Annotated in this window: 23 protein-coding genes and 1 pseudogene; 9 read left to right on the top strand and 15 right to left on the bottom strand. The window is 31.9% G+C overall.

The annotated features are described in order from the left end of the window. Positions 1 to 156 (bottom strand): exosporium leader peptide-containing protein (locus GFJ36_RS11510; RefSeq protein ID WP_157349561.1); only part of this gene is annotated, 156 nt, incomplete at its 3' end. Positions 157 to 365: 209 nt separating this feature from the next. Here GFJ36_RS11510 and GFJ36_RS11505 point away from each other — a divergent pair. After that, positions 366 to 935: a BclA C-terminal domain-containing protein gene (locus tag GFJ36_RS11505; RefSeq protein ID WP_157349560.1), complete on the top strand. Its 570-nt coding sequence runs from the start codon at positions 366 to 368 to the stop codon at positions 933 to 935. Between the two features lie 407 nt (positions 936 to 1,342). On the opposite strand, the gene GFJ36_RS11500 is transcribed toward GFJ36_RS11505, so the two are convergent. Then, positions 1,343 to 1,957: a helix-turn-helix domain-containing protein gene (locus GFJ36_RS11500; protein ID WP_097892041.1), complete on the bottom strand. Its 615-nt coding sequence runs from the start codon at positions 1,955 to 1,957 to the stop codon at positions 1,343 to 1,345. 59 nt (positions 1,958 to 2,016) lie between these two features. Here GFJ36_RS11500 and GFJ36_RS11495 point away from each other — a divergent pair, with 59 nt between their 5' ends. Beyond that, positions 2,017 to 2,601: a LysE family transporter gene (locus GFJ36_RS11495; protein ID WP_087985898.1), complete on the top strand. Its 585-nt coding sequence runs from the start codon at positions 2,017 to 2,019 to the stop codon at positions 2,599 to 2,601. 228 nt (positions 2,602 to 2,829) lie between these two features. Here GFJ36_RS11495 and GFJ36_RS11490 read toward each other — a convergent pair whose 3' ends face one another. Beyond that, a complete protein-coding gene (locus GFJ36_RS11490) occupies positions 2,830 to 3,567 on the bottom strand; it encodes an N-acetylmuramoyl-L-alanine amidase (RefSeq protein ID WP_087985899.1) in 738 nt (245 codons plus the stop codon). A 283-nt stretch (positions 3,568 to 3,850) separates the two neighbouring features. On the opposite strand from GFJ36_RS11490, the gene GFJ36_RS11485 reads away from it, so the two are divergent. Further along, positions 3,851 to 4,111 carry a hypothetical protein gene (locus tag GFJ36_RS11485; protein WP_098230637.1) on the top strand — a complete coding sequence of 87 codons (261 nt, stop codon included), beginning with the start codon at positions 3,851 to 3,853 and terminating at the stop codon, positions 4,109 to 4,111. 376 nt (positions 4,112 to 4,487) lie between these two features. On the opposite strand, the gene GFJ36_RS29095 is transcribed toward GFJ36_RS11485, so the two are convergent. Further along, complete coding sequence (locus GFJ36_RS29095) at positions 4,488 to 4,661, bottom strand: hypothetical protein (RefSeq protein ID WP_170969755.1); 174 nt, start codon at positions 4,659 to 4,661, stop codon at positions 4,488 to 4,490. Positions 4,662 to 4,856: 195 nt separating this feature from the next. Between GFJ36_RS29095 and GFJ36_RS11480 the strand changes: the two genes are divergently transcribed. From GFJ36_RS11480 to GFJ36_RS11470, 3 genes and pseudogenes are all read left to right on the top strand, one after another. Then, positions 4,857 to 5,141 (top strand): DUF4183 domain-containing protein, encoded by a 285-nt coding sequence (locus GFJ36_RS11480; protein ID WP_001123250.1) that lies wholly within the window; start codon positions 4,857 to 4,859, stop codon positions 5,139 to 5,141. 332 nt (positions 5,142 to 5,473) lie between these two features. Beyond that, positions 5,474 to 5,803, top strand: a pseudogene (locus GFJ36_RS11475) (epimerase); the annotation flags it as partial. 1,174 nt (positions 5,804 to 6,977) lie between these two features. Then, positions 6,978 to 7,763: a sulfotransferase family 2 domain-containing protein gene (locus GFJ36_RS11470; RefSeq protein WP_060488762.1), complete on the top strand. Its 786-nt coding sequence runs from the start codon at positions 6,978 to 6,980 to the stop codon at positions 7,761 to 7,763. An 804-nt stretch (positions 7,764 to 8,567) separates the two neighbouring features. Here the strand turns inward: GFJ36_RS11470 and GFJ36_RS11465 are convergent. From GFJ36_RS11465 to GFJ36_RS11445, 5 genes are all read right to left on the bottom strand, one after another. Further along, a complete protein-coding gene (locus GFJ36_RS11465) occupies positions 8,568 to 10,364 on the bottom strand; it encodes an ABC transporter ATP-binding protein (RefSeq protein ID WP_046955864.1) in 1,797 nt (598 codons plus the stop codon). After that, a complete protein-coding gene (locus tag GFJ36_RS11460; RefSeq protein ID WP_087985902.1) occupies positions 10,357 to 12,111 on the bottom strand; it encodes an ABC transporter ATP-binding protein in 1,755 nt (584 codons plus the stop codon). Before GFJ36_RS11460 ends, GFJ36_RS11465 begins: the two co-directional genes overlap by 8 nt. A 222-nt stretch (positions 12,112 to 12,333) precedes the next feature. Then, positions 12,334 to 12,930 carry a DUF1349 domain-containing protein gene (locus tag GFJ36_RS11455; protein WP_097892038.1) on the bottom strand — a complete coding sequence of 199 codons (597 nt, stop codon included), beginning with the start codon at positions 12,928 to 12,930 and terminating at the stop codon, positions 12,334 to 12,336. A 33-nt stretch (positions 12,931 to 12,963) separates the two neighbouring features. Further along, positions 12,964 to 13,848, bottom strand: coding sequence for a GNAT family N-acetyltransferase (locus GFJ36_RS11450; RefSeq protein ID WP_048546786.1), 885 nt, complete (start codon positions 13,846 to 13,848; stop codon positions 12,964 to 12,966). Positions 13,849 to 14,108: 260 nt separating this feature from the next. Next, on the bottom strand, positions 14,109 to 14,795 hold the full coding sequence (locus tag GFJ36_RS11445) for an MOSC domain-containing protein (protein ID WP_048546785.1): 687 nt from the start codon (positions 14,793 to 14,795) through the stop codon (positions 14,109 to 14,111). 262 nt (positions 14,796 to 15,057) lie between these two features. Here GFJ36_RS11445 and GFJ36_RS11440 point away from each other — a divergent pair, with 262 nt between their 5' ends. Further along, positions 15,058 to 15,960 carry a LysR family transcriptional regulator gene (locus GFJ36_RS11440; RefSeq protein WP_087985903.1) on the top strand — a complete coding sequence of 301 codons (903 nt, stop codon included), beginning with the start codon at positions 15,058 to 15,060 and terminating at the stop codon, positions 15,958 to 15,960. Between the two features lie 103 nt (positions 15,961 to 16,063). On the opposite strand, the gene GFJ36_RS11435 is transcribed toward GFJ36_RS11440, so the two are convergent. The 3 genes from GFJ36_RS11435 to GFJ36_RS11425 all read right to left on the bottom strand — a co-directional run bounded on the left by GFJ36_RS11435 (position 16,064) and on the right by GFJ36_RS11425 (position 18,711). After that, positions 16,064 to 16,327: a hypothetical protein gene (locus tag GFJ36_RS11435; RefSeq protein ID WP_137036306.1), complete on the bottom strand. Its 264-nt coding sequence runs from the start codon at positions 16,325 to 16,327 to the stop codon at positions 16,064 to 16,066. A gap of 66 nt (positions 16,328 to 16,393) precedes the next feature. Continuing rightward, positions 16,394 to 17,500, bottom strand: coding sequence for a C45 family autoproteolytic acyltransferase/hydrolase (locus tag GFJ36_RS11430; RefSeq protein WP_097892035.1), 1,107 nt, complete (start codon positions 17,498 to 17,500; stop codon positions 16,394 to 16,396). A gap of 167 nt (positions 17,501 to 17,667) precedes the next feature. Further along, a complete protein-coding gene (locus GFJ36_RS11425; protein WP_087985906.1) occupies positions 17,668 to 18,711 on the bottom strand; it encodes an aspartate-semialdehyde dehydrogenase in 1,044 nt (347 codons plus the stop codon). A gap of 129 nt (positions 18,712 to 18,840) precedes the next feature. Between GFJ36_RS11425 and GFJ36_RS11420 the strand changes: the two genes are divergently transcribed. After that, entirely contained in the window at positions 18,841 to 19,707 is an 867-nt protein-coding gene (locus GFJ36_RS11420) for a LysR family transcriptional regulator (RefSeq protein ID WP_048546776.1), read from the top strand. A 58-nt stretch (positions 19,708 to 19,765) separates the two neighbouring features. Here the strand turns inward: GFJ36_RS11420 and GFJ36_RS11415 are convergent, their stop codons facing one another. Continuing rightward, positions 19,766 to 20,392 (bottom strand): PRK06770 family protein, encoded by a 627-nt coding sequence (locus GFJ36_RS11415; protein WP_116300182.1) that lies wholly within the window; start codon positions 20,390 to 20,392, stop codon positions 19,766 to 19,768. 80 nt (positions 20,393 to 20,472) lie between these two features. Continuing rightward, positions 20,473 to 21,246 (bottom strand): Cof-type HAD-IIB family hydrolase, encoded by a 774-nt coding sequence (locus GFJ36_RS11410; RefSeq protein WP_087985908.1) that lies wholly within the window; start codon positions 21,244 to 21,246, stop codon positions 20,473 to 20,475. Positions 21,247 to 21,563: 317 nt separating this feature from the next. Between GFJ36_RS11410 and GFJ36_RS11405 the strand changes: the two genes are divergently transcribed. Then, positions 21,564 to 22,325 carry an arginase family protein gene (locus GFJ36_RS11405; protein WP_157349559.1) on the top strand — a complete coding sequence of 254 codons (762 nt, stop codon included), beginning with the start codon at positions 21,564 to 21,566 and terminating at the stop codon, positions 22,323 to 22,325. Between the two features lie 36 nt (positions 22,326 to 22,361). Here the strand turns inward: GFJ36_RS11405 and GFJ36_RS11400 are convergent, their stop codons facing one another. Beyond that, positions 22,362 to 23,003: a nucleoside/nucleotide kinase family protein gene (locus tag GFJ36_RS11400; RefSeq protein ID WP_087985993.1), complete on the bottom strand. Its 642-nt coding sequence runs from the start codon at positions 23,001 to 23,003 to the stop codon at positions 22,362 to 22,364. Positions 23,004 to 23,014 lie beyond the last annotated feature (11 nt).

Raw genomic sequence — 23,014 nt, 5'->3', positions numbered from 1 at the left:
TCCCGGTGATCCTGTTAAACCAGTTGGACCAGTCGGACTGGTCATTCCCGTTGGGCCCGTTGGAATATAAATTGGGGGAAGAACTGGAAACGTAGGTCCAATGTTTTCAGGTTCTATCATAGCTTTATTTATTGATAATTTATTTTCTCGCTTCACTTTAATACCTCGTTCCACATTTTTGTTTACTACTTAACAAAATAATACATCTATCATTTTAGAAGAATTTCATAACTACTTTTTTCATTCTCAAATGATTTTTACATATAGTAAACTTTTACCGTTGCTATAACTAATAGTATTAATATAATAAAATGATAGTTCCATTTCAAAATACTAAATCGGTTACGTTCTAATTTAAAAATGAGGTGATTTATATTCAAGATAAGGATGAAAAAATGAAAAAAGAACTATTATCACTGGCTCTTGAAATTATTCTTCCATACAGACTGACAGATCCTACTGGGCCCACAGGTAATACCGGTCCTACAGGCATTACTGGACCCACAGGCATTACTGGACCCATTATTACAACAAACTCTATGTTCGCTAATAATACATTAGGTGGTCCCATCTCAGTCATATTAGGTGGAACTAATATTCCACTTTCTAATAACCAAAGTCTCGGTAATTTTACAGTGAACGCTACAAATGATATATATACAATTCCTGTTACTGGAAGATATTATTTACCCTATCAAATTAATACAACAACTTCTCTACTTGCTGGTACAAGGCTACTATTAAACTCTTCGACTCCACTTCCCGGATCTATTTTTTCACCCGCAATATCAACTTCAAACTATAATAATAATTTAATAACCAATTTAATTGCTGGTAATACAATTTCCCTTCAAATATTCGGCGTATTATCCATAGTTAATTTAGTTGGAGGTGGTTCAACAGGTGCCTCTTTAACAATTATACGAATCGATTAATAAATGATTCATTCTTTTTTATAATAAACATTCTTAGCTGCTAAAGTAGTAACTATTACGTCATTCCTAAAGCTAATAATATTTCAATAATTTCACGACAGTGATTAAGCAATAAAAACAATTTGTACTATACTCATAGTAATAACCATCTATACTAAATTTTCCGTATATACATTATCAATTTACACTTCTCCTTGCCAATGTTACATTGAATAAGAAGACAGTTTCCCAAAATGCGAACCATCTCAAAACGTATTTGAGAAACATACTCCAATCCTATACGCGAGAGCAATACTATGTCGACACTCAAACGAGTGTCTTTTTTTATGAATTTAAAAAAATAAAACCATCTCTTATAGATGGTTTATCAACACACATTTCTTTATATTCTTGATGCAAGTGTAAGTTTATGCAGCTGGATAATAAATGGTCATACTTAACCGAGTTAGCGTACTTCCAGAATTATGATAAGAGTGCGGTCTATCCGCCTTAAAGCGAATTGCATCTCCGCTATTTAATGTATATTGACAATCATTTATTTCAATTATCAATTTCCCTTCAAACACCGTTATAAATTCTTCGGTCCCTTCTTTATGGCCTTCCGAACTTAATTTTCCTTCTGCTTCAATTTCAACCGTATAGATTTCAAAGTTCCTATCATCTTGAAAAGGAAAAGAAGGATACACTTTATATCTCCCATTGTCTTCTGATAATACTTGAACATCATTTCGTAAAACAACTTTCGTATCTGGTTGCGGATTATTGATTAAAGAAGTAAAAGACACTTTCAAACCATTAGCAATTTTCCATATCGTTGTTAATGTTGGACTTGACTCCCCTCGTTCAATTTGTCCAATCATCGTTTTACTCACACCTGTTAATTGCGAGACCTTTTCCAAACTCATTTTTTCTTTCTCTCGTATTGTTTTTAAATTTTTCGCCAAAATAAGTTGAATTTCTTCCATAAGAAACACTCCTACACTATATACAATATAACGACCGTTATGTATAATAAAGAGCACACGTTATATTGTTCTTTTCGGTCATTATAACACACACTAAGTAATTAGGGGGTTTTGAAATGCCTATATTTTCTTTTTTGTTATTTGTTTTTATAAGTAGCTTCACACCCGGTCCTAACAATTTTTTAGCTATGACATACGCTAATCAACATGGTTTAAAAAGGAGTATGCAATTTTGTATTGGAGTAGCTTTCGGGTTTTTCATCCTCACTTCCTTATGTAGCTTCTTTAATATTGTACTAATTAATATCCTACCCATAATCGAATTCCCTTTAAAAATTTTAGGTGTAGCATATATGCTATATTTAGCTTTTAAAATACTCACTAGTAAAACTAGTACAGATTCCGATGAAAAACATAATAAAAACTTATTTACAGTGGGGATTTTTCTTCAGTTTGTTAACCCTAAAGGGATACTATTCGGCCTGACTGTAGTGTCAACTTTTATTCTCCCTTACTATAATTCATATTCAAGTTTTCTACTCTTCTCATTATTTCTAGGTGTAGTCGGGTTAATGAGTACATTTAGTTGGAGCTTATTTGGTTCCATGTTCCAAAAACTTTTATTAAAACATACTAAATCTTTTAACATCATTATGGCCGTTTTATTAGTTTTTAGTGCTTTTTCAATTGTAATCAATTAAATTCAAACTCTAAATTTTATTTCTGTTTAAAAGTATGATTTACAAATATAGCTGATATACCAAATGAACCTCCCGCTTACATGCATTACTTATTTAGTTTTAAGGCGGTAATCTTCTATATCTACTCTTATTCATACGAGATAAAATAAAAAGAGGATTACTCATTATAAGTAATCCTCTTTTTTGACTATTGATTTTTAAATATTCTGTTCCACTAAACTAAAATCTTTACTTAACTTCATACCACCAGCCTTTACGATCAAGATAATCTGTCATTCCTTTAAGTTGCGTATCTGAAGTTGGTTCAGAGATAAAATATGTTAAACCATCAGATTGTAAGATAAAGTTAGCTGTCATTTTTAGTGACGTTAATGCTCCCATTACATCGGGTGTTTCATATGGTGAAAAAGCTCCTGATTGAATGATATTTTTTTGGGCTGGCGGAGTTGTCCCACCAGATTGCCCCGTTAACGCATAAACAATTGAATTTGCAATCTTATCTGGATTCCATTTTGACATATCTGCTTCATTATCGATAAATCCAAGTTCAATTAAGATTGCAGGTGCTTTCGTATTCGCTAATACATAAAGGTCTTTTCGCTCCTTCGCGCCACGATTTGACCAGCCAATATCTTTTGAAAGTTGCGCTGCTATCTTTGCTGATAAAGCTTGTTGGTCATAATACAGTACTTCAACACCATTAGCATTCGTATCATATGAGTTTAAATGAAATGAAACTACTAAGTCTACATTATGTGAGTTTGTTTTAGATACAATGTTATTTAAATTTTGCGCTTGTGTTGTCCCTACTTCATCAGTATCATCATAAACTGTATGCCCTAATGCTCTTAATTTAGCAACAACTGCATCCTTAACTTGGCGATCCATAATATGTTCTTTCCGATTCCCATAATTTGCACCCTGTACAATACTATTGTGACCTCCATGTAAACTATATCTAGCCATTGTTCAACATCCCCTTTTTTATTAATATATTCAAAGCTCGTCTTATTGTCCGGTCAAATATCCTGTACATCTCCAGCAAACAATAATAAGGGCACTAATCTATTTTTAAATTTTTAATTCTAGATTATGTATTTTCTAAAACAAAGGACTCATAAATAAAAACCACAACTAATGTTTTTTAGTTGCGGTTTTTACGCATTTAAACTATTTATCCCAAAATCTTTTTATTATAATATATAAAAATACGTTATAATATAAGCTACTGTTCTTTAGGAGGGGTTTAATGGTTGATAAATATAAATTTTTTATTCTCATTGTTACAGCATTTTTTTCTTTCTTTTCTTTAATAAAAGATTTCTGTAACACTTCAAAAAGTTTCTTTTGGGGGAGCTTTGCAATTTTAACGAGCTTTATATTATTATTAACTCCCGCTTTAGAATTAACTCCAATACTTCTCTATTCAGCACAGATGGCTCTTGAGATTATTACAATTCCACGTAAATTAATTCTTCCATCTGGCACTGAAATTGCTATTTTTTACTAACTATTCGTGTATTTTAAAAAACCCAACTCTATATTTATAATTATCTTTACAAATTTAATATAGTGCGGTTTCCCCTTTCTAGAGAAACCGCACTATATTAAATTTCAAACCCACTAGTATAAAAATCTCATACATCGCTGTTTTTTTCATTGAGTTCGTTTGTTTTGTGTAAAAGAAAAAGCACCCAAATGGTTGCTTTTTACAGAATCATCTTTTTCTTCTGCTTCTTTTTACTTCCTTTATTTTTCCTTGCTTAACTAGTTTTTCAGCTCTTTCACCACAAGTCTTCACATCTCCTTTTCATCGATGTCTTTAAAAAATAACAATTGATTCATACGATACGGTTCCCCTCCGTTCGATCTACTCTGTTGAACTTTTACTTCATTTCTTTTTTACATTCTTCAAGAAAATCAATGACTTTTTGATTGTGCACTCTCGTAGAAAATAATTCCATCACATCGTCTTCTGTGTTATAAACACAAATCGTTCTTTCCTTGAACTCCATCCCTAACATTCTATCATCACCTAAAAGCTTTACGTTACCCTCCATTCTTTTAGCCTCACTTTCTTTTCAAAGGATTATTTTGTTTAATTTTATACAACATTTAATAAACAAATAAGAATTATACTTTTTTACTAGTGTACAAGCCGTATCTTTTGAAGGAAGCACAACATAGAATACAATACAGGACAAGACTTTCAAAAAACTTGTCTGAATTTATTCTCAAAAAAGAGGTGAACATAAATGCCTATCGTTAAGCCCTTTATAGCTGGAAGACGATTTGTAAGTACAGCAGCAACAGGGACTGTCGCTGGAGCAGATTTAACTTTTGCTAACACAGACTTCACTGATGACACTGGTGCTGTAACAACATTCCCTGCTTCTTATGCTTTTTTAACGCTTTATATTAATGGCGTTATTCAAACAGGTGATACTATTACTGGTGTGACTACTACAGCTGCTACTATTGTAGGAGGCGCTGTCCTAGATGGAGGAACTCCTATCGCAATCGAATTTACAATAACGTAAATTTAGTTATCTTTTTAGAGGTTTCATTAAAAGAAACCTCTAATTTTAAAAACTGAAATTAATTTTAGTAACAACTACATAATGCAGTGCATATACTAGTATAGAATGATTGGTATTTATACTCACTCTCGAAAAGAGCACTTATATGGTGCTCTTTTTATGTTTTATACGAATAGAATTCTAAATATTTTCCGATACTATGGAAGAATTTAAAAGGTAGTTTTAAATTCTTCCCACTCTTGCTCTCTTGGTCGAGAGGCGAGCAGTTAACTTTTGTTAGCTGCTCTTATATTGAATAAATTTCTAAAACATGTTAACAATATAGGTACACCAAGGTTGAATACCCAAGTATAATGTCACTATTGACCTTATGTATTGGATTTTTCATAGTTGGGATCATCTTTTCTTTCGTATTACGCGTATTTAAATTATCTGAAGAAAAGCTAAAAGAATTAGGTTTCTTAGGATTTACAATTTCAATTGTTAGTACCTTCCTGACAATGTATGTCGGATATTTTTGGCTAGCAAAACTTAATTTCACAGCAGTGCAATTATCACTACATGCTGTATTAATCTTTGCGATTTTATCTACAATTCTTTTAGAAGCATGGTTTAAGTTGATTGACAAATTTGATACACCTGATACAAAAGAAATACTTTAATAGATATTAGAATGATTATCTTAGAGCATATATCAACATGTGCTCTTTTTCTTTTAATCCAATAACGATTTTGTTTGAAAGATGTATATTTTTATACGCAATTCATATACTTTAAATAACCGGGTATGATTTAAACCAATATTTCAGTGTTATTCCACTTTTTTAGGACAACATGCCCTCCAGTTGTTGTCTTTTTTCTTTTCTCTATTGAAATAAAGATTTTATTTCAACTTGCACATACACTAAAAACATACATAAGATATATCGCTGTCAGATTTTCGCTTTCCGATAGAGTCTCGGTCAATGAGCGCTTTCCCGGGCGCTCTTTTTATCTATTACTAAATAACTTTTTTCAAATTTTTTCACCTTTTAACCGGACAAGCATACTTTATTGTATGGAGGCGTCCACTCATAGAAATCTACCTTTCTTGTCCAAGAGCATACTTATATGTGTGCTCTTTTTGTTTTATATTTAGATTTCATTAACCTTATTGATTCCTTTGCATAAGGTATTATCAAAAGGAATCAATAAGGTTACTCTGGTCAAGTTACCTTGAATCTCTTGCAAATCTTAAGGGAAGAATCCGTTTATAAAAAATGGATTCTTTTATTCTTTCTCATATAATAAGAATTTTATTTAGTTACATTAACATTTTTATTTCCTTCGAATATAGTGTTATCATCCAAGTGAATACAAAGGTTGCTCTGGACCAGCTTCCTTGTATTCCTTTTGTTCCTGTTACAAAGAATCCGTTTATAAACAGCGGGTTCTTTTATTGTTTCTATATAAAATAACTATTTTGTTTAATTTTATCTTAATTCACATCAGATTTTCTTAACATTCGAATTAACAACTATATAATATAATTAAACTATTTGTATGAGGGGTGATTATTATGAACTGGAAACAAAAATACAATCCAAAGTATCTCTTTTACCGCATGTATAGCTATATTTATAAAGCCCTTGATGATATATCATGGTCCTTAAAATAATTTAGATTGTTATGAGTACACATTTTCTGTGTGCTCTTTTCACATTTCTATAAAATAACTCTTTCATTTCAGAATTATATTATTTAAAATTATCTATTTTACTTCTCTTCTCTTGTTCATATGCCAAGTTCTTTATTCATAAACTAAAAGTACTTGACATAACTGAATGGAGGCTAGCCATGTCTTTTGCAAATATTATTAAATATGGACGCGTTCCCCTCTTTAATTCTAACTTCCCTTTAATTTTATTTTGGAGTCAAAAAAGTGGCTGTACCTCTCTTGCACATTGGTTTTTTTATCAAATAAATTTATTTAAACAAGCCATAAAATACGATTCTTTCATCCATAATTATGAAAATGAAATATACAAAAACTCTTCGGACTACTTTATTGAACTAGCTGCGGCTTTATATTCAAACAGAAAAGATACCTATAAATTAGTGAGAAACCCCTATACAAGAGCTGTAAGTTCATTCTTTTCACTAATTGCCCCCCCTTATATAGAAAACCCAGCATGGAATCCTATTCGGAATTTTTATTATGGTAATGAATTTTGTAATAAACCTATTTCATTTAAAATCTTTCTCTACTACTTAAAAGCGCAAATGATAGATTTAGAACAAGTAGATCCTCATTTAATGCAGCAATATGAACCAGGTGAGGAAGAGTTTGTTACAAAGTATATCTACCTTGAAAATTTCTCTACTGAAATTGTGCGCTTAGAACAAACATATCAATTAAAAAATTCTCCTTTACAAATACTAACCAAATCATGGCATCATCAGAAAGACAGGGCGATTTTTAAAGGTAATTTTGCAGATGCTGATATTACTGACCCTTTATTCCCACGCCTCCCAACGTACGATAGTTTTTATGATCATGAAACTATCCAATTAGTACAAGATATTTTTAATATAGATTTTAGCACGTACAATTACCCATTAACCCCTTTAAAAAATAAGTGATTTCCTAATTGCAGTTTCATATATTATAGGAAACTTAAATTCACCTATTTAAGTTTCCTCATAAAACTCTTGTATTAAGTTGGGACACTGGAAGCAGTGTCTTTTTTTATAAAATTCAAATTGTATTATTTATTAAATCATTAAAACGTATAAATATAACGTGAAATCCTCGTTAAGGTTGCCGTCATTGGCTCTATTTGTTCCAATGCCATTGTATATAATCACAGTTCAATTATTTCACTATTATATACAAACTAAAAAGCACTCATAATGAGCGTTTTTTACGTGTTATTAGTCAAACTTTAAACCCGGATAATCGACTTGTATTAGATACAACAACTTCAAGTTCCAAACGATTAGTCCCAATTGATGAAAAAACAATTGAAGCATTATAAAAACATAAAATTACAATAAACACTGATAAATTAATACTTGGTCAAGCGTATATGGATTGTGATTTAGTTGTTAGCACTAAAAAAGGTACATGGGGTTGTCGCGGTGGATTTCATGATATTTTTAAGACTTATTTAACAAAATATGAATTAAAAAAATTCGATTTCATAGTTTACGTCATACTCATGCAACACTACTTTTGAAACAAGGTACACATCCAAATATTGTAGGGGGAACAGTTGGGTTATAAAGATGTTTTCATAACCTTAAACCGCTATTCGTAAGTTTTACTTGGGATACAAGAAGACGCAGTTAAAACATTTAGTGAGCGACTATTTGGATAGTAATGTTTTCAAATATAAAAATGCGGTTTCTCCTTTCTAGAGAAACCGCACTATATTAAAGTTTTTATTAAATTTTAAACTGACTCGTATACAAATCAAAGTAAAATCCTCTATCTTCCATAAGGGATTCATGATTCCCTCTTTCCAAAATACTTCCATCTTTTATAACAAGGATTTGATCTGCTTTCTCAATCGTTTTCAGTCGATGAGCGATTACAAAACTTGTTCGACCTTTCATTAAATTATTTAGTCCTTCTTGAATTTGCAATTCTGTTCTCGTATCAATATTTGATGTTGCTTCGTCGAGAATTAATATATCTGCATCTGCTAAAATCGCCCGCGCAATCGCAAGAAGTTGTTTTTGTCCTTGACTTAAATTCGATCCTTCTGAAGCAATTTTTGTTTCATATTGATTCGGTAAATGTTTAATAAAAGAATGTGCAGATGCTGCCTTAGCTGCATTGATTACTTCATCATCACTAGCATCTAATCGACCATAACGAATATTATCCATAATCGTCCCAGCAAATAAGTACGTATCTTGTAAAACTACTCCTATTTTACTCCGCAACGAATTAATATCATAATCTTTTATATCTTTTCCATCGATATGAATTTGCCCTTGCTGTATATCGTAAAAGCGAGTTAGCAAATTAATGATTGTTGTTTTGCCCGATCCGGTTGGACCAACTAAAGCAATTGTCTCCCCTGGCTGTGCCTTAAGACTCACTTCTTTTAAAATCGTTTTATTTTCCTCATAACCAAATGAAACATTCTCCAGTGCAACATGCCCTTGTAAATTTTGTACAATGCATGCATCTTTTTTATTTTGAATTTCTGGTACTTCATCCATAATTTCAAAGACACGTTCTCCACCAGCAACTGCCGCTTGAATTGTATTCATTAAAGTGGCGAATTGACTTAGTGGTCTTGAGAATTGACGAGAATAATTAATAAAAGCCGCAATGACACCTACTGTTGTCATTCCATTTAAAACCATAACTGAACCAGCCCCAATTACAAGCCCCATACCTAAGTTATTTATAAAGTTCATACTTGGAAAAATAAAAGCTGAAAATGTATCCGCCTTCGTAGCTGAAACTCTTAATTGTTCATTAATTTTATTGAAAGTTTGTACGGTTTCTTTTTCTTTCCCATATAACGTTGTAACATCCGCTCCTGTTATAGCTTCCTCAATAAAACCATTTAATTCTCCTAAATCACGTTGACGCTTTGCAAAATTTTTACCACTATAAGTAACTAGTTTTTTTGTAACGAAAAACATAATAGGTACTGTAATTAAAGTAACAATCGCTAAAATCCAATCTAATGCGAACATCGCAATCGTTACACCTATAAACGTTAATGCTGATGAAATAATTTGTACAACACTTTGCGTCAACGCCTGATTCAAATTATCTATATCATTTGTAACACGGCTCATTAAATCCCCTTGAGAACGTACATCAAAGAACCGTAAAGAAAGCGTTTGGATTTTCTCAAAAATATCTTGTCTTATTTTTTGTATTGTTTTTAATGCAACGTTAACCATGACAAATGTTTGTAGCCAAGTTAACAATACTGTTACACCGTAAATCGCGATAAGTAACAAACACATTCTCGCCGTACCGTTTAAATCTTTCGGTACAATATATTGATCTATAATTACTCCCATTAAATAAGGACCTAATAACCCAAGTAACGTCGTAACAAATACTAAAAATATAACGAACGTAAGAGCAGCCTTTTGATACCCCATATAGTTCCATACTCGCAATACAGTTCCTTTAGTGTTTCTAGCTTCACCCATTTTAGGCGCGTTACGCCCACCTTTATTAGCAAATTGCCCTTGAAAATTACGCATGTTCTTTCCCACCTTCTTTATGTAAATTGCCACCTTGGGAAAGATAAATTTCTTGATATACCTCACATTGTTCTAACAATTCTTCATGTGTACCATCACCAACTAATTCACCGTTATCTAAAACGAGAATTTTATCAGCATCTATTATAGATGAGATTTTAGAGGCGATTAATAATGTTGTTGTTCCTTTATATTCTGTTCTTAATGCCGATTGAATGTTAGATTCTGATTTCGCATCAACTGCTGATGTAGAATCATCTAATATAAGAATGGATGGCTTTCTCACAAGTGCCCTTGCAATTGATACACGTTGTTTTTGTCCACCTGATAAATTCGTCGCACCTTGTGTTAAATGATATTGATATGAATCTTCCAACTTGTTAATAAACTCAGTCGCACAAGCTGATGAAGCCGCTACTTCCAGTTCGTCATTCGTTGCATTTTCTTTACCATAACGTAAGTTCTCTTCTATGCTACCTGAAAACAATAATGCCTTTTGAGGTACAAACCCGATAGAAGCACGAAGTTTTTGTAAATCGTATGCTCTAACATTTATTCCATCAATGCATACTTCCCCTTGATCAACATCGTATAAACGCGGTAACAGTTTTGCTAAAGTAGATTTACCACTTCCTGTAGAACCGATAATTCCTACTTTTTCACCTTTACATATGTTAAATGAAATATCTTTTAAAACATATTCATTATTTTTCGTATAACTATAACTAACATTTTTAAAGTCAATTTCTCCCTCGATTTGCTTAGGTGCAACCGCATTTGTTTCCGTCGTAATATCAGCCTCAGTATTTAAAACTTGCTGTACACGATCCGCAGATGGAAATGCTCGCGCGATTTGCATAAATACCATACTTATAGACATAAGTGACATTAAAATAATATTCAAATAGTTTATAAACGCTAAAATAGCTCCTACTTGAAGCGTTCCATCAAATACTTTTTCTCCACCAATCCATAATGTTGCGACAATCCCGCCACTTACAACTAACATAATGATTGGCATCATTATGGAAATAAGCTGCACCGCTCGAATATTTATCTTCGTTAAATTTGTATTAACATCTCCAAACTGAGTAATTTCATATTTTTGTCTTACATACGCTTTAATAACACGTACTCCAGATAAATTTTCTTGTAGCTTTGTATTCACTTTATCTAATGCTTCTTGCACTTTTTTGAACGTTCCGCTCGCTTTACTTGCAATGAATATAATCGCAAGTAATAAAATTGGAACAACCACAAGTAATATAGGAAATAACTCACGTGCTGTTACAAAAACAATTATTATACTTCCGATAAATAACAAAGGACCACGAACAAGTACACGTAATGTCATCGTCATCGCTGATTGAATAGAAGTAATATCATTTGTCACAATCGTTAATAATTTCCCAGTTCCAAATGAATCACGATTTTCACTAGAAAATGTTTCTACTTTCGCAAATACATCTTTTCGTATGTCTGTAGCGAAATTAACAGCTGCTTTTGTAGAATACATCATACACCCAAGTCCTCCAACTAAACCGAGTGCTGCAGCTCCTATCATAAGAAGCCCCATTTTTATTACATAATTCAAATCACGATTTGCTATCCCAACATCAATAATATGTTGCATAATAGTCGGTTGAATTAAGTCCATCGCAACCTCAAGTACCATAAATAGCGGTCCAATAATCGCGAAAAACATGTATGGTTTTAAATAATGTAATAATTTGCGAAATGATTTCATACTTAATCTCCTTTTTCCTATGAAATTACCATTTAATAATTCATACCCTCCTTACTTAAGCCATATAATTTTTGATTTTTCCAGTACTTCTATTATATTATGCAAATTAATATTTAACATTATTAAATGATAAGCATTAATGACTTTCCGGTCAATAAATGTGCTCTATATTACGCAAATAGAAAAACCGTATTCTTAAGTAGAAAGAATACGGTTTTTCATCTATATCTCTTCAATTGTAAAATCTAAAAACTCAGTCTCAAATCCATTGTTTTTAGAAGGACTACACGTGTAAAAACCTATTTTAACAGGCGCATTCCCTATATCCTCCATCAAATGGGCCATTCTTATTTGTTCCCATTGACAGCTATTTTTTACATATATTATATAATCGCCACGTTTGCGAACAATTCGAAAACGAAGTTGTTGGGTAGCTAATTCTGTTGGAAAGTCTTGTGTTGACCAATCAGAATATCCATTATTCGTTACGACAGCTCCTAAATGAGAAGGGCCATCTGGAATATACTCTAATGAAGTTTTCAACCAACACTTTTCCGAAATCATAACAAAAAGACCTGCTTGATCGTATTTTGAATTTGGATTCATACACAATTGAACTTCAGCTTGAAAGTCTGTCATCATTTCATTATAAAATACATGACCATTCATTACTTCAAAACCATAATGTGTTTTAAGCCAGAAATCTGTTTCTGCTTTCGAACGGACGATAAACGACCGATTGTCATTAATTTTATAATATTCAGGGACATTCATTATAGTGAGCTGCTCAACATGTTTAGGTATATACGATATATTCATAGTTCCTCCATAATAAAGCCTTTATACAAACATTTAAAACTCCGCTAATACAGGGAATTTATAACCTTTAAAATCTAACTCTTTATTACTTCGAACCATTAAATACTTATTAGACTGTAATTCTGTAAATTGTACATCCTCAATCCCTAATTGATCTGGTGAGAAGTAAAATTCGATTTCTGTAAATCTTTCAGCGATTTCTCCGCATATTTCATCTAAAACTGGAATTACTGGTGCAAATACTCCATATAATTTCAACTTTTCATTATCTACTTCATACACAATTAGAGCATCTAGTTTCTCTGAATAATACAATTTCCCATTCCATCCCGAATCATACATATTCAAATAAAACGAAGGACGGAAGTTTAATGTTGAAAAATTATTTGAAAGTCTTTGGCTACTATCAATAGTTTCATGTATTAACTTTCTATCCTCTTCCATATAATAATCTAATTTTCTAAGTAAGGAGTCATTATTATTCTTTTTATCATATAGAATAGTCATCAAATACTCCTGCACAACTTTAAACCCAAATGATGTATATAGTTCAGGTTTTTCCGTAAATAATAATGTACATTCACATTTCTTATCAATTTCTTCTATCATTTTACTTATTAATTGTGTCATGAGTCCTTGTCTACGAAAATCAGGGTGAGTCATTACCGTTTGAATGCCGGCTGCATTTATTCTTGCACCATTTACTAGCAATGGTAGCGAAAATACCGCAACATTTGCAATCGCTTTATCGTCATGTAAAAATGATAAAGCTTTGTATGTATCATCCCAATAACCTCTCTCTGAAAAATCATTCAATGTTTGAATTGTAATTCCAAACACTTCTTCAAATAAAGGAAATAACTGCTCTCTTTTTGGTTCTTCTAAAAGAAATTTTTCAAAAATTTCAACATTCCCCATGTTGTCCCTCCATACTTTAATTCCATCAAATTAGATTTAGTTATATAACCTGCTCTTAATGTAATAGGTCTTACCAATCAATATACTATCATAAAATATAAAAAAAGAGTCTAATTAATTTTATGTTTTGACTATTCGAAAATAAGTCGAATAAAACAATATTAAGATTTTTGAATATTAATAAGTTTATTATATAAAAATAGTGCTTTCTACTTCGTTTTTACTCATAGAAATGCACCATTTATAAAAAAATATTTTTATTATTTTTTTCCTTCTAGTCTCTCCCTCGTATTAATTTCTTCTCCTCTCATTCGCTTTTCAAATGTATTTCTCCAACTTGTAGAAAGTGCATGTACTTCTAAGATCCTTTTTAGCCCTTCCATATTTTGTTTTTCCTTATGCATAATACGATTAGCAAATGCTACTGTAACACCTTTTGGATCAGACTTTATTAACTTTAACGTATCAGCAGGTGATACCCATCCTTCTTTTAATACACGAAAATAAAATCCTGTATATCCTGTTTCTTGAAAATAAAGTGGTAACTTTGGAATATTGTATTTCTTAGCTAATTTAAAACAAGGTTGTCTTGGCTGTGTTACTTGTACAATTGCTTCTCCAATTTGAAATGTATCACCAATACAAACATCCTCTTCACACAGACAATTAATTGTTATATTTTCTCCGAATGCTCCATATACAAGGGCTTGATTCAACTCTTTTTCCCAGTATCTATAATGTTCTCCAGAATACACACAAACTGCTTTATCTACTCCACCATGATGAACTAAGTCCGCTTGCCCATCTCCATTAAATTTTAAAAAGGATAAAAACACCGGTTCCCTTACTTGCTTCTTATTTATACCTGTATGAATTACCTTTCCGCCGTATGTAACCTCTTTTGGTAACCCTATATTTAAAGATAGTACCTCATATACTTTATTCATCTTAATCGCTCCTCTTACTTACCCTACAATTTTTCAATAGATTAATTTATACTTTCAAACTCTCTGTCTATTTTTCATTTAAAATGACAAAAGGTCAGCAAATGTAATAACCACTCAAATATCCTTGCTCCGATACTTATCTATCCTTACTTCAAAACTTTTCAATCCCTCTCTAATAAAGTGATTATAAGCTCAACAAAATCATTGTTCAATCCAATTATTTATATAATAATGATAGGTATAACCTATCATTAAACTTGAGGTGATTCCAATCGAATTAAGACAACTTGAATATTTTTTAGCTGTTTCAAAAGAATTGCATTTCACAAAAGCAGCTGAGAAACTAAATATTTCACAACCTTCTCTAAGTCAGCAAATACGTGCATTAGAACATGAAGTAGGAATGCCGCTTTTCGATCGCATTGGTAAAAAAATATCTTTAACTGATGCAGGAAGGATTTTATTATTACATAGTAAAACCATTTTTCATGAAGTCGAACAAGCTCGTTCTGCAATTCAAGATCTAAACGGATTACAGCAAGGTTCCTTAACAATAGGCTCTTTGTTAACCGTCGTAAATTATTTACTACCACCAGCTATATTAAATTTTAATCATTCATATCCCAATATAGAGCTTTCTGTATTAGGGCTTCGTACAGGAGATATTCGTGAAAAAATATTACAAAACGAACTAGATATTGGCATTACATTTCTCCCGGTGCAAGATAAGGAGATTATTTCTATCCCTCTATACAAAAGTGAACTTACATTAGTCGTACCAACCGATCATCAATTAGCTGAACGTAATCATGTATCTATTGCTGAATTACAGAACTACCCTTTAATTCTTTTACCTAAAAATTTCTTTTTAACCGAACTAATTACATCTCATTGTCAAAAATTTAACTTTAAACCAAAACCAATTTTAGAAATTAGTACGATGGAATCTTTAATCCAAATAGTTTCAAAAGGAATGGGAATTACATTGTTACCAAAACCGTATATAGACTTTTTACAAAATAAAAACATTCAAGCTATTAAAATAGAAAATCCTACTCCTACAATAGAAATTGGCCTTATTTATAGAAAAGATAAATATATGTGTGCTGCAACTCGAGAGTTTATTGAGCAACTAAAAAGAACAGTACATTCTTTACAAAGCTAAACGAACAAAAGAGATTATCCTATTAAAATCGTTTTACAACGCTCTAGTAGAATAATCTCTTTTCAAAACAAAATACAACATAACTTTTAAACTCAAATAAATTTCAATGTACCTTTTTAGATATTGGAATATATTTCGTACAATATGCCCCGACTAGTAATAAAACAATTGAAATGAACCAAATAAAAATACCGCCAAAGTTAAACCAATATGCAAGCAAATTTAAGATTGCTAGTGTAAAGAAACAAATTGAAGTTAACGCACTCTTCAATCCTTTTACCCCTGCTTTTTTTCTTTTTTCATAAGTAATATACATTGAAACGGCAACAAATAAGATAAGAACAATCGGTAACATTACTTTTAGCAATGGCAATCCCTCCCGTACATACACCTTACTATTACCATTTTATCTCATTTATTCTTCTTGAATCAATTAATAGCGTTCTTCTCTCCAAAAGTCAGTATACGTTTTATTATTAAATTTCACATTTACCTGAGAAAATGAAAGACTTCCTCCAACTTTCAATGAGTACCAGTCGTTGAATAGTGGAGATCCGAAGCAAATATTCATTGTACGATTATGCAAATCAAATAAGACAGAATGCAAAGTTCCAAACCATTCTTCATAATTATGTACTGTCAGCCCAGTAGGATACTCTCTTTCTACTAATTCTTTTAAAGAATCCATGCTAACTTGTTCATTTCGATTTAAATGTTCATACAATGTGTAATATCTGTTTGTAGATTGTTCTAATCTTCTATTATTCAATTTTTGAACAGATAAACTAATCGCATGATTTGTTGATACGATAAAATCTTGGTTTTCCTCATCAATTTTGGTTATTGATTTAAAACCGTCAAATATTTCAATACGTGCTGCGTCTAAAGGATCTGCTACAATTAGATTAATATTACTTGCAATTGGCATTTCATCAACTATTGATATCGCCTCCTGCACATTTTTACATTTCTCCAATAATACTCGAATTACCGCAAAGCATTGTAAACCACTTAACACTGGCTTTCGTAAGCCTTCAATATTCCCTACTGGTTGACCACATGCTGAGAATGTAACAGCTAACCCATGCTCGTTAACTCCTTCTGTTCGACCGAAATAAAAAGTAGAAAAGCCACTATGCACATATGCACCTTCAACATGTGTTGAGCAAAAACGCATATCATCTATTTTTGGTGACAAATCATAATTTCTTAATACATATGTGTGCTTTGAATCTGTCTTTTTAGGTAATACGACACAATGACTACATCCTGCTTTTAATAGTGTTTGATAATAATACATCAGATTTCTAGCAGGAATTTTCAACACTTCACAAAACCCTTCAATTTCTTCATTAATTCCTGGACAATATTGATTTAATATATTTCTAGATTCTGTCCAATAATTATCTGATACTAAATGTTCTTGCTGTATAAATTGTGGAATGAGATACGGATGATTTTTCACAAACTCTCCTTGTTGCTTTCCAATATCATAATGACTTCCTTTTAATGATGAAAAGTACCCCTTTACTTGGTACATCTAAATCCCCCCTTACATCTAATTTATCCATATCATACCAAATGAATTTTATTCATTCTTGATGTTTTTTACTGTCTTTCAAATCAAATTTGGCTGGAATAAAGAAAACAATTATAAAATAAAAATTAGGAAACTGTAATCATTAACAGTTTCCTAATTTACCTATACTATATTATCCCCTCTTCCACCAACGTTTCTGCAATTTGAACCGAGTTCCAAGCGGCCCCTTTTAATAAATTATCGGAAACAATCCAAAGATGGAATCCTTTTGGTGTATCAGGGTCTTTTCTAATTCTCCCGACAAATGTATCTATTTTCCCTTCTGCATATAATGGCATTGGGTACAGCTGTTCACTAGGATTATCTTGCAGTACAACACCTGGCGCATCCAGCAACACTTCTCTTATTTCTGCAACAGTTGCTTCTTTTTCAAGTTCTATATAAACCGATTCTGAGTGCCCGGATACGACCGGAACACGCACACAAGTAGCTGCCATTTTCAAGTTTTGGTCCTCCAAAATTTTCTTCGTTTCTTGAATCATTTTTACTTCTTCAAATGTAAAATCATTATCTGTAAATATATCTACTTGAGGCAATACATTAAACGCAATCGGATAGTGTTTTTTATCTTTTTTCGCTGGCAGTATAGTACTCTTAACCTCTTCACCTTCAAGCGTTGACTTTGTCTGTTCTTTTAATTCATGAATCGCATGAATTCCTGAACCTGACACAGCTTGGTATGTGGAAACAATAATTCGTTCCAATCCGAATACTTTTCGAATTGGTTGAAGTGCCATCACCATCTGTAATGCTGAACAATTCGGAACTGCTATGATACCCTTATGCTCCTTTAAAGTGTGCGCATTTACTTCTGGAACAACGAGTGGTACATCGTGCGCCATTCGGTATTCACTTGTGTTATCAATTACGATGGCACCACTAGTGACTGCGTGATTAACAAATTGTCTAGACACTTCTCCTCCAGCACTAAAAAAGGCAATATCTACACCTTCAAAGCTAGTTGCTTTTGCCTCTTGTATCATTATCTCTCGTCCTTTAAATTGCACTAACTTGCCAGCGGATCGTTTTGACGAAAGCAATGTAACTTCAACTATATTAAATTTAGTTTCTTTTTCTAACAGTTCAATAATTTTCTGTCCTACTGCACCTGTAGCACCAACTACAGCTACATGATAGCCCTTTTTGATCATCATTTCTCCTCCAATATAATTTAAATGAATATTTCTATAATTTCATTTTATAAAGAATTTAATCATTTGGAAAATTGAAATACGTGATATAATCATTCACAAATCATGATAATAAAAGAGGGATAGCTTATGGAAATGAGACATGTTAAAACATTTTGTGCCATCGTTAAGTATGGTAGTTTTTCTAAAGCTGCTCATGCGTTAGGTTATGCGCAATCTACTGTAACAGCGCATATGAAAGCATTAGAAAACGATTTACGTCTCCCTCTATTCGATCGATTAGGGAAAAAAGTACTTCTTACAAAAGCAGGTCATCAATTTCATCCTTATGCTCTAGAATTACTAGCTATTTATGAAAAAGCGCAAGAGATCCCTCAAAATAGTGATGATTTAGAGGGAACTTTAACGATTACATCTAACGAATCATTAGCAGTGTACCGATTACCACAATTATTACGTATGTACAAACAGGAGAATCCGAAAGTAAATATCATACTGGAAACAACTACAAACGAACAAGCAATGAATAAGCTACGTGAAGGAGAAACAGATGTTATTTTCATAATTGGAGAAAGTATGGAACATAATGATTTTATTACGCGTACTTTTTGTAATGAAGCATTTGGATGGATTTTAACTCCCCATCACTCTACACACTCTAATCCATTTTGTTTACTAAATGATACTCAATTTATCTTTACAGAACAAAGCTGCGGCTATAGACCGATGGTAGATCGGTTTTTACGTCAAAGCGGAAATATTCCAGCTAAAACATTTGAAACTTCCAACGTTGAAGTCATTAAACAATCTGTGATGTGTGAGTTAGGAATTTCAATACTTCCTTACATTGTTGTACAAGAAAGTTGTCAAAAAGAACAACTCTGTTTTCAGCCTATCGAAACTTCAACAGTTATTCAAAGCCATGTAATCTATCATAAATCTAGATGGATTTCACCCGTTTTACAATCGTTTCTTTCCTTACTAGAGCGAGACTAAAAGGTGCACAAAAAAAGAGTAACTGCCTAATAAGCACTTACTCTCTTCCAATATTATCTTATTTATTAGTCTGTCCCCCATCTGCAATTAATTTACTACCTGAATATGTACCTTTTTGCATAAACAATTGATTAATTAACTCTTTTTGTTCCGCTTCTGACATTACTCCTTTTCCTTCGCCTAAATTCCCGCTTTGTAATTTCCAAATCTTATTGTGATCCGCGTCCATCTTTTCATATTTTCCTTGTTTCCATCTCTCTAAAATATCTGCATATGTATTTCCTTGTACTAGATCATTACTCTTTACAATATCAAGTAAACTTTCAATTCGTTCTTGTGTGATAAAAATATAGCCCCACTTTTGATCAGCTTTCGTTTTTTGATGTGCCATTTCATGTAATGCTGTCTGTATGTTCTCATCTGTCCATTTAAAATTTTTATTAAAACCGCTATTTGGTAATGAATGATTGCCATTTTCTAAAAGCTTTGCATCTTCAGCTTTTACATTACTATCAGCTAGTACTTCTGCTGCCGGAGCAGCTGGTGATGCCTTTTTCGCAGCTGGTTTACTATTATTTAGATAATACAGCATACCATATGTTACACCTACGCCGATTACCGCCATACCAGCTAAAATACCTATTATTTTAAAAAATGTTTTCATCTTGCTTGTTTCCTCCCACATATCCCATTCATACTATCTATTTATCAAAAACAGATGCAGCATCTCTTTTTTTGTAGCTTGCTGCAATTTATTTTTTCATACTAATTAACATAAACAAAACTTTTATTTTCTAGAAATGTAGCAACTCCATCCTCATCGTTACTTTTAGCAATAAATTTAGCAACTGACTTTAATTCCTCAACAGCATTGTTCATTGCTACACCAATCCCACACTTCTCTATCATTTCCATATCATTGTAATCATCTCCAAAGGCAATTACTTCAGAGACTTCTCGATTTAAGTGTTGTAGAACATATTGAATACTATTCCATTTTGAAACTTCTGCATGCATAATTTGGCATAATGTTCCGTCATCTGTAATAACTGCCTTACACTCATCAGGCAATTCTTTAACGAATTCCTTGTTTATTGAGCCCTTAGTACAAATAATTGCTTTAGAAGCTTTTTCAAAGTCTAAATCTCTTACATCCATAATTTCACATGGTACATTACCAAAATAATCAGTAACATCAAAATTCGAATACAACTTATCATCTATTTCAAGACAAATCTGATGAAGATTATACTTCTTTGCTATTTCTATAATTTCTAAAATGTTATTTTTAGAAATCTTCATTTCATATAAAATATCATTACCTTTAAGAACTAAAGCCCCATTATAACAAATGATAATCTCACTCTTTAACACATTGGGAATATACTGTTTTATAGCTCTTGGAGGCCTTGCTGTAGCAAAAATCAATTCGTCTCCATTATTTTTACATTCCCTTAAAATATTTATAGATTTCTCTGAAATTGTCTTATCACTTCTTAATAAAGTCCCATCAAGATCTGAAATAATAATCTTTTTCATACTCGCATTTATTCTCCTTTCACAAATAATAACTCGAAACATTAATTATTCGTTGAATCAACTGAACTTTTGCGGGTAGTTAATCTTTACCTACTTTTTTCTCAGTTCCATTTCAAGTCTCATTTTCATTTATTACATAATCTCTATTTCCTGAAACACACATATATATTTCCTTATATTATATTTCTTTTCTCTATCAATTGAAAGATTATTCTGTCAAAACATCCATCTTTTTCAAATGCAGATCCATCTCTAAGTATTTCGTTTTAATTTTATAAAAATATATGCTAGCCTACATATAAAGGAGATGAATAAATATGAGTTTATTGTATAGCGGTTTAACTTTTTTAAACTTTGACGATACATATTTATTACAAAATAAACTTCATTCTTATTCACATGAAGATATTGATTTTAGTCATTTAGAGCACACAAACCTGTATTGCGAGACTCCTTCTTTAAAGCGTATAAAACGGGAGTTATATCGTAGAAAGCAAAGAGAAATCACCTTTATCGGTTCTGGAAATTATCATTATGTATCTTATTTGCTACTAAAAGAAATAGATGAACCATTTAGCCTTATTTTATTTGATCATCACACTGACATGAACTTAAAAGAAGAAAATGAACATACTCTTATTTCTTGCGGGTCATGGGTATCGTTCGCACTTCAAAATAACCCAAAATTAAAGAAAGTAATTATTATCGGACCTTCTTCTTTAACCATTCATTCTAATGATTATTCATGCGTAGAAGTATTCCCGATAGATACAACTTATGAAGTATCTACACATACGATACTTTCGCATATTCATACAGATACTATATATGTAAGCATTGATAAAGATGTTTTAGATTCAAAAGTAACTATTACAAATTGGGATCAAGGACATATGAAACTTTCTACACTATTAAAATGTTTACATTCTCTTATTAGGAATAAAAATGTTTATGGTATCGATATTTGTGGTGAACTACCGGTTTATCCTTCTCAGCTCTTTCTAGCTAAATATGCAAATGCTATTAAGAAAAATGAAAAAACAAACTTACAAATTTTAAAATCAATATATAATACATAAAAAAACAACGAGTACCTTATAAGGCACTCGTTGTTTTTATGCACGATGTTCTTTTAACCACTTCGTAATCGCATCTAACCTCGAAACATCAAAACGTCTCTCTTCACACACATTTGAACTATTTAAACTTTTCACAATTTCTAATTCATTCGATTTTACACTTTTCGCATCAATCATTTTGCAATATCCGTCTGTAACAGCATTTAAATTTTCATAATAACGTTGAAACGATTTTGATATATGTAAATGTTTTTCAAAGTTTCTTCTTCTTTTTGTCTCGTCAGATTCTTTCCGTTTTCTAAGTTCTTCATCATTCGTATATAAATAAAAATATTGATCGGGAAAACCAATTTCCCTATGTATCAGCTTTTCTTTATAAAAGTTTTCTATTAAAGATAACGGCTGATTAAATATATCAAAATGGAAACACCAATTATAACTAAGTGGTTGATAAATGTCGCCATCAAGTATTACTAATTCATATTGCTCTGATTTCTGCACTGCTATTTTCCAGCGCTCTACTTGTTTTTCAAAATACCATGTTCTATGTTCGTTTTTTGGTCTTTCAAATAAAACATTCACTTCAGGTATAATGTAAGCACCATAATTTTTTTCTAATTCACGACACGTGCTACTCTTACCAACCGCACTTGCTCCCTCAAACGCTATAATCCCCATAGTTTCTCCCA

This window comes from Bacillus sp. EE-W1, from assembly GCF_009760835.1.
In the GTDB taxonomy this organism is placed as follows: domain Bacteria; phylum Bacillota; class Bacilli; order Bacillales; family Bacillaceae_G; genus Bacillus_A; species Bacillus_A wiedmannii.
This window is presented reverse-complemented; position numbering and strand designations above follow the sequence as displayed.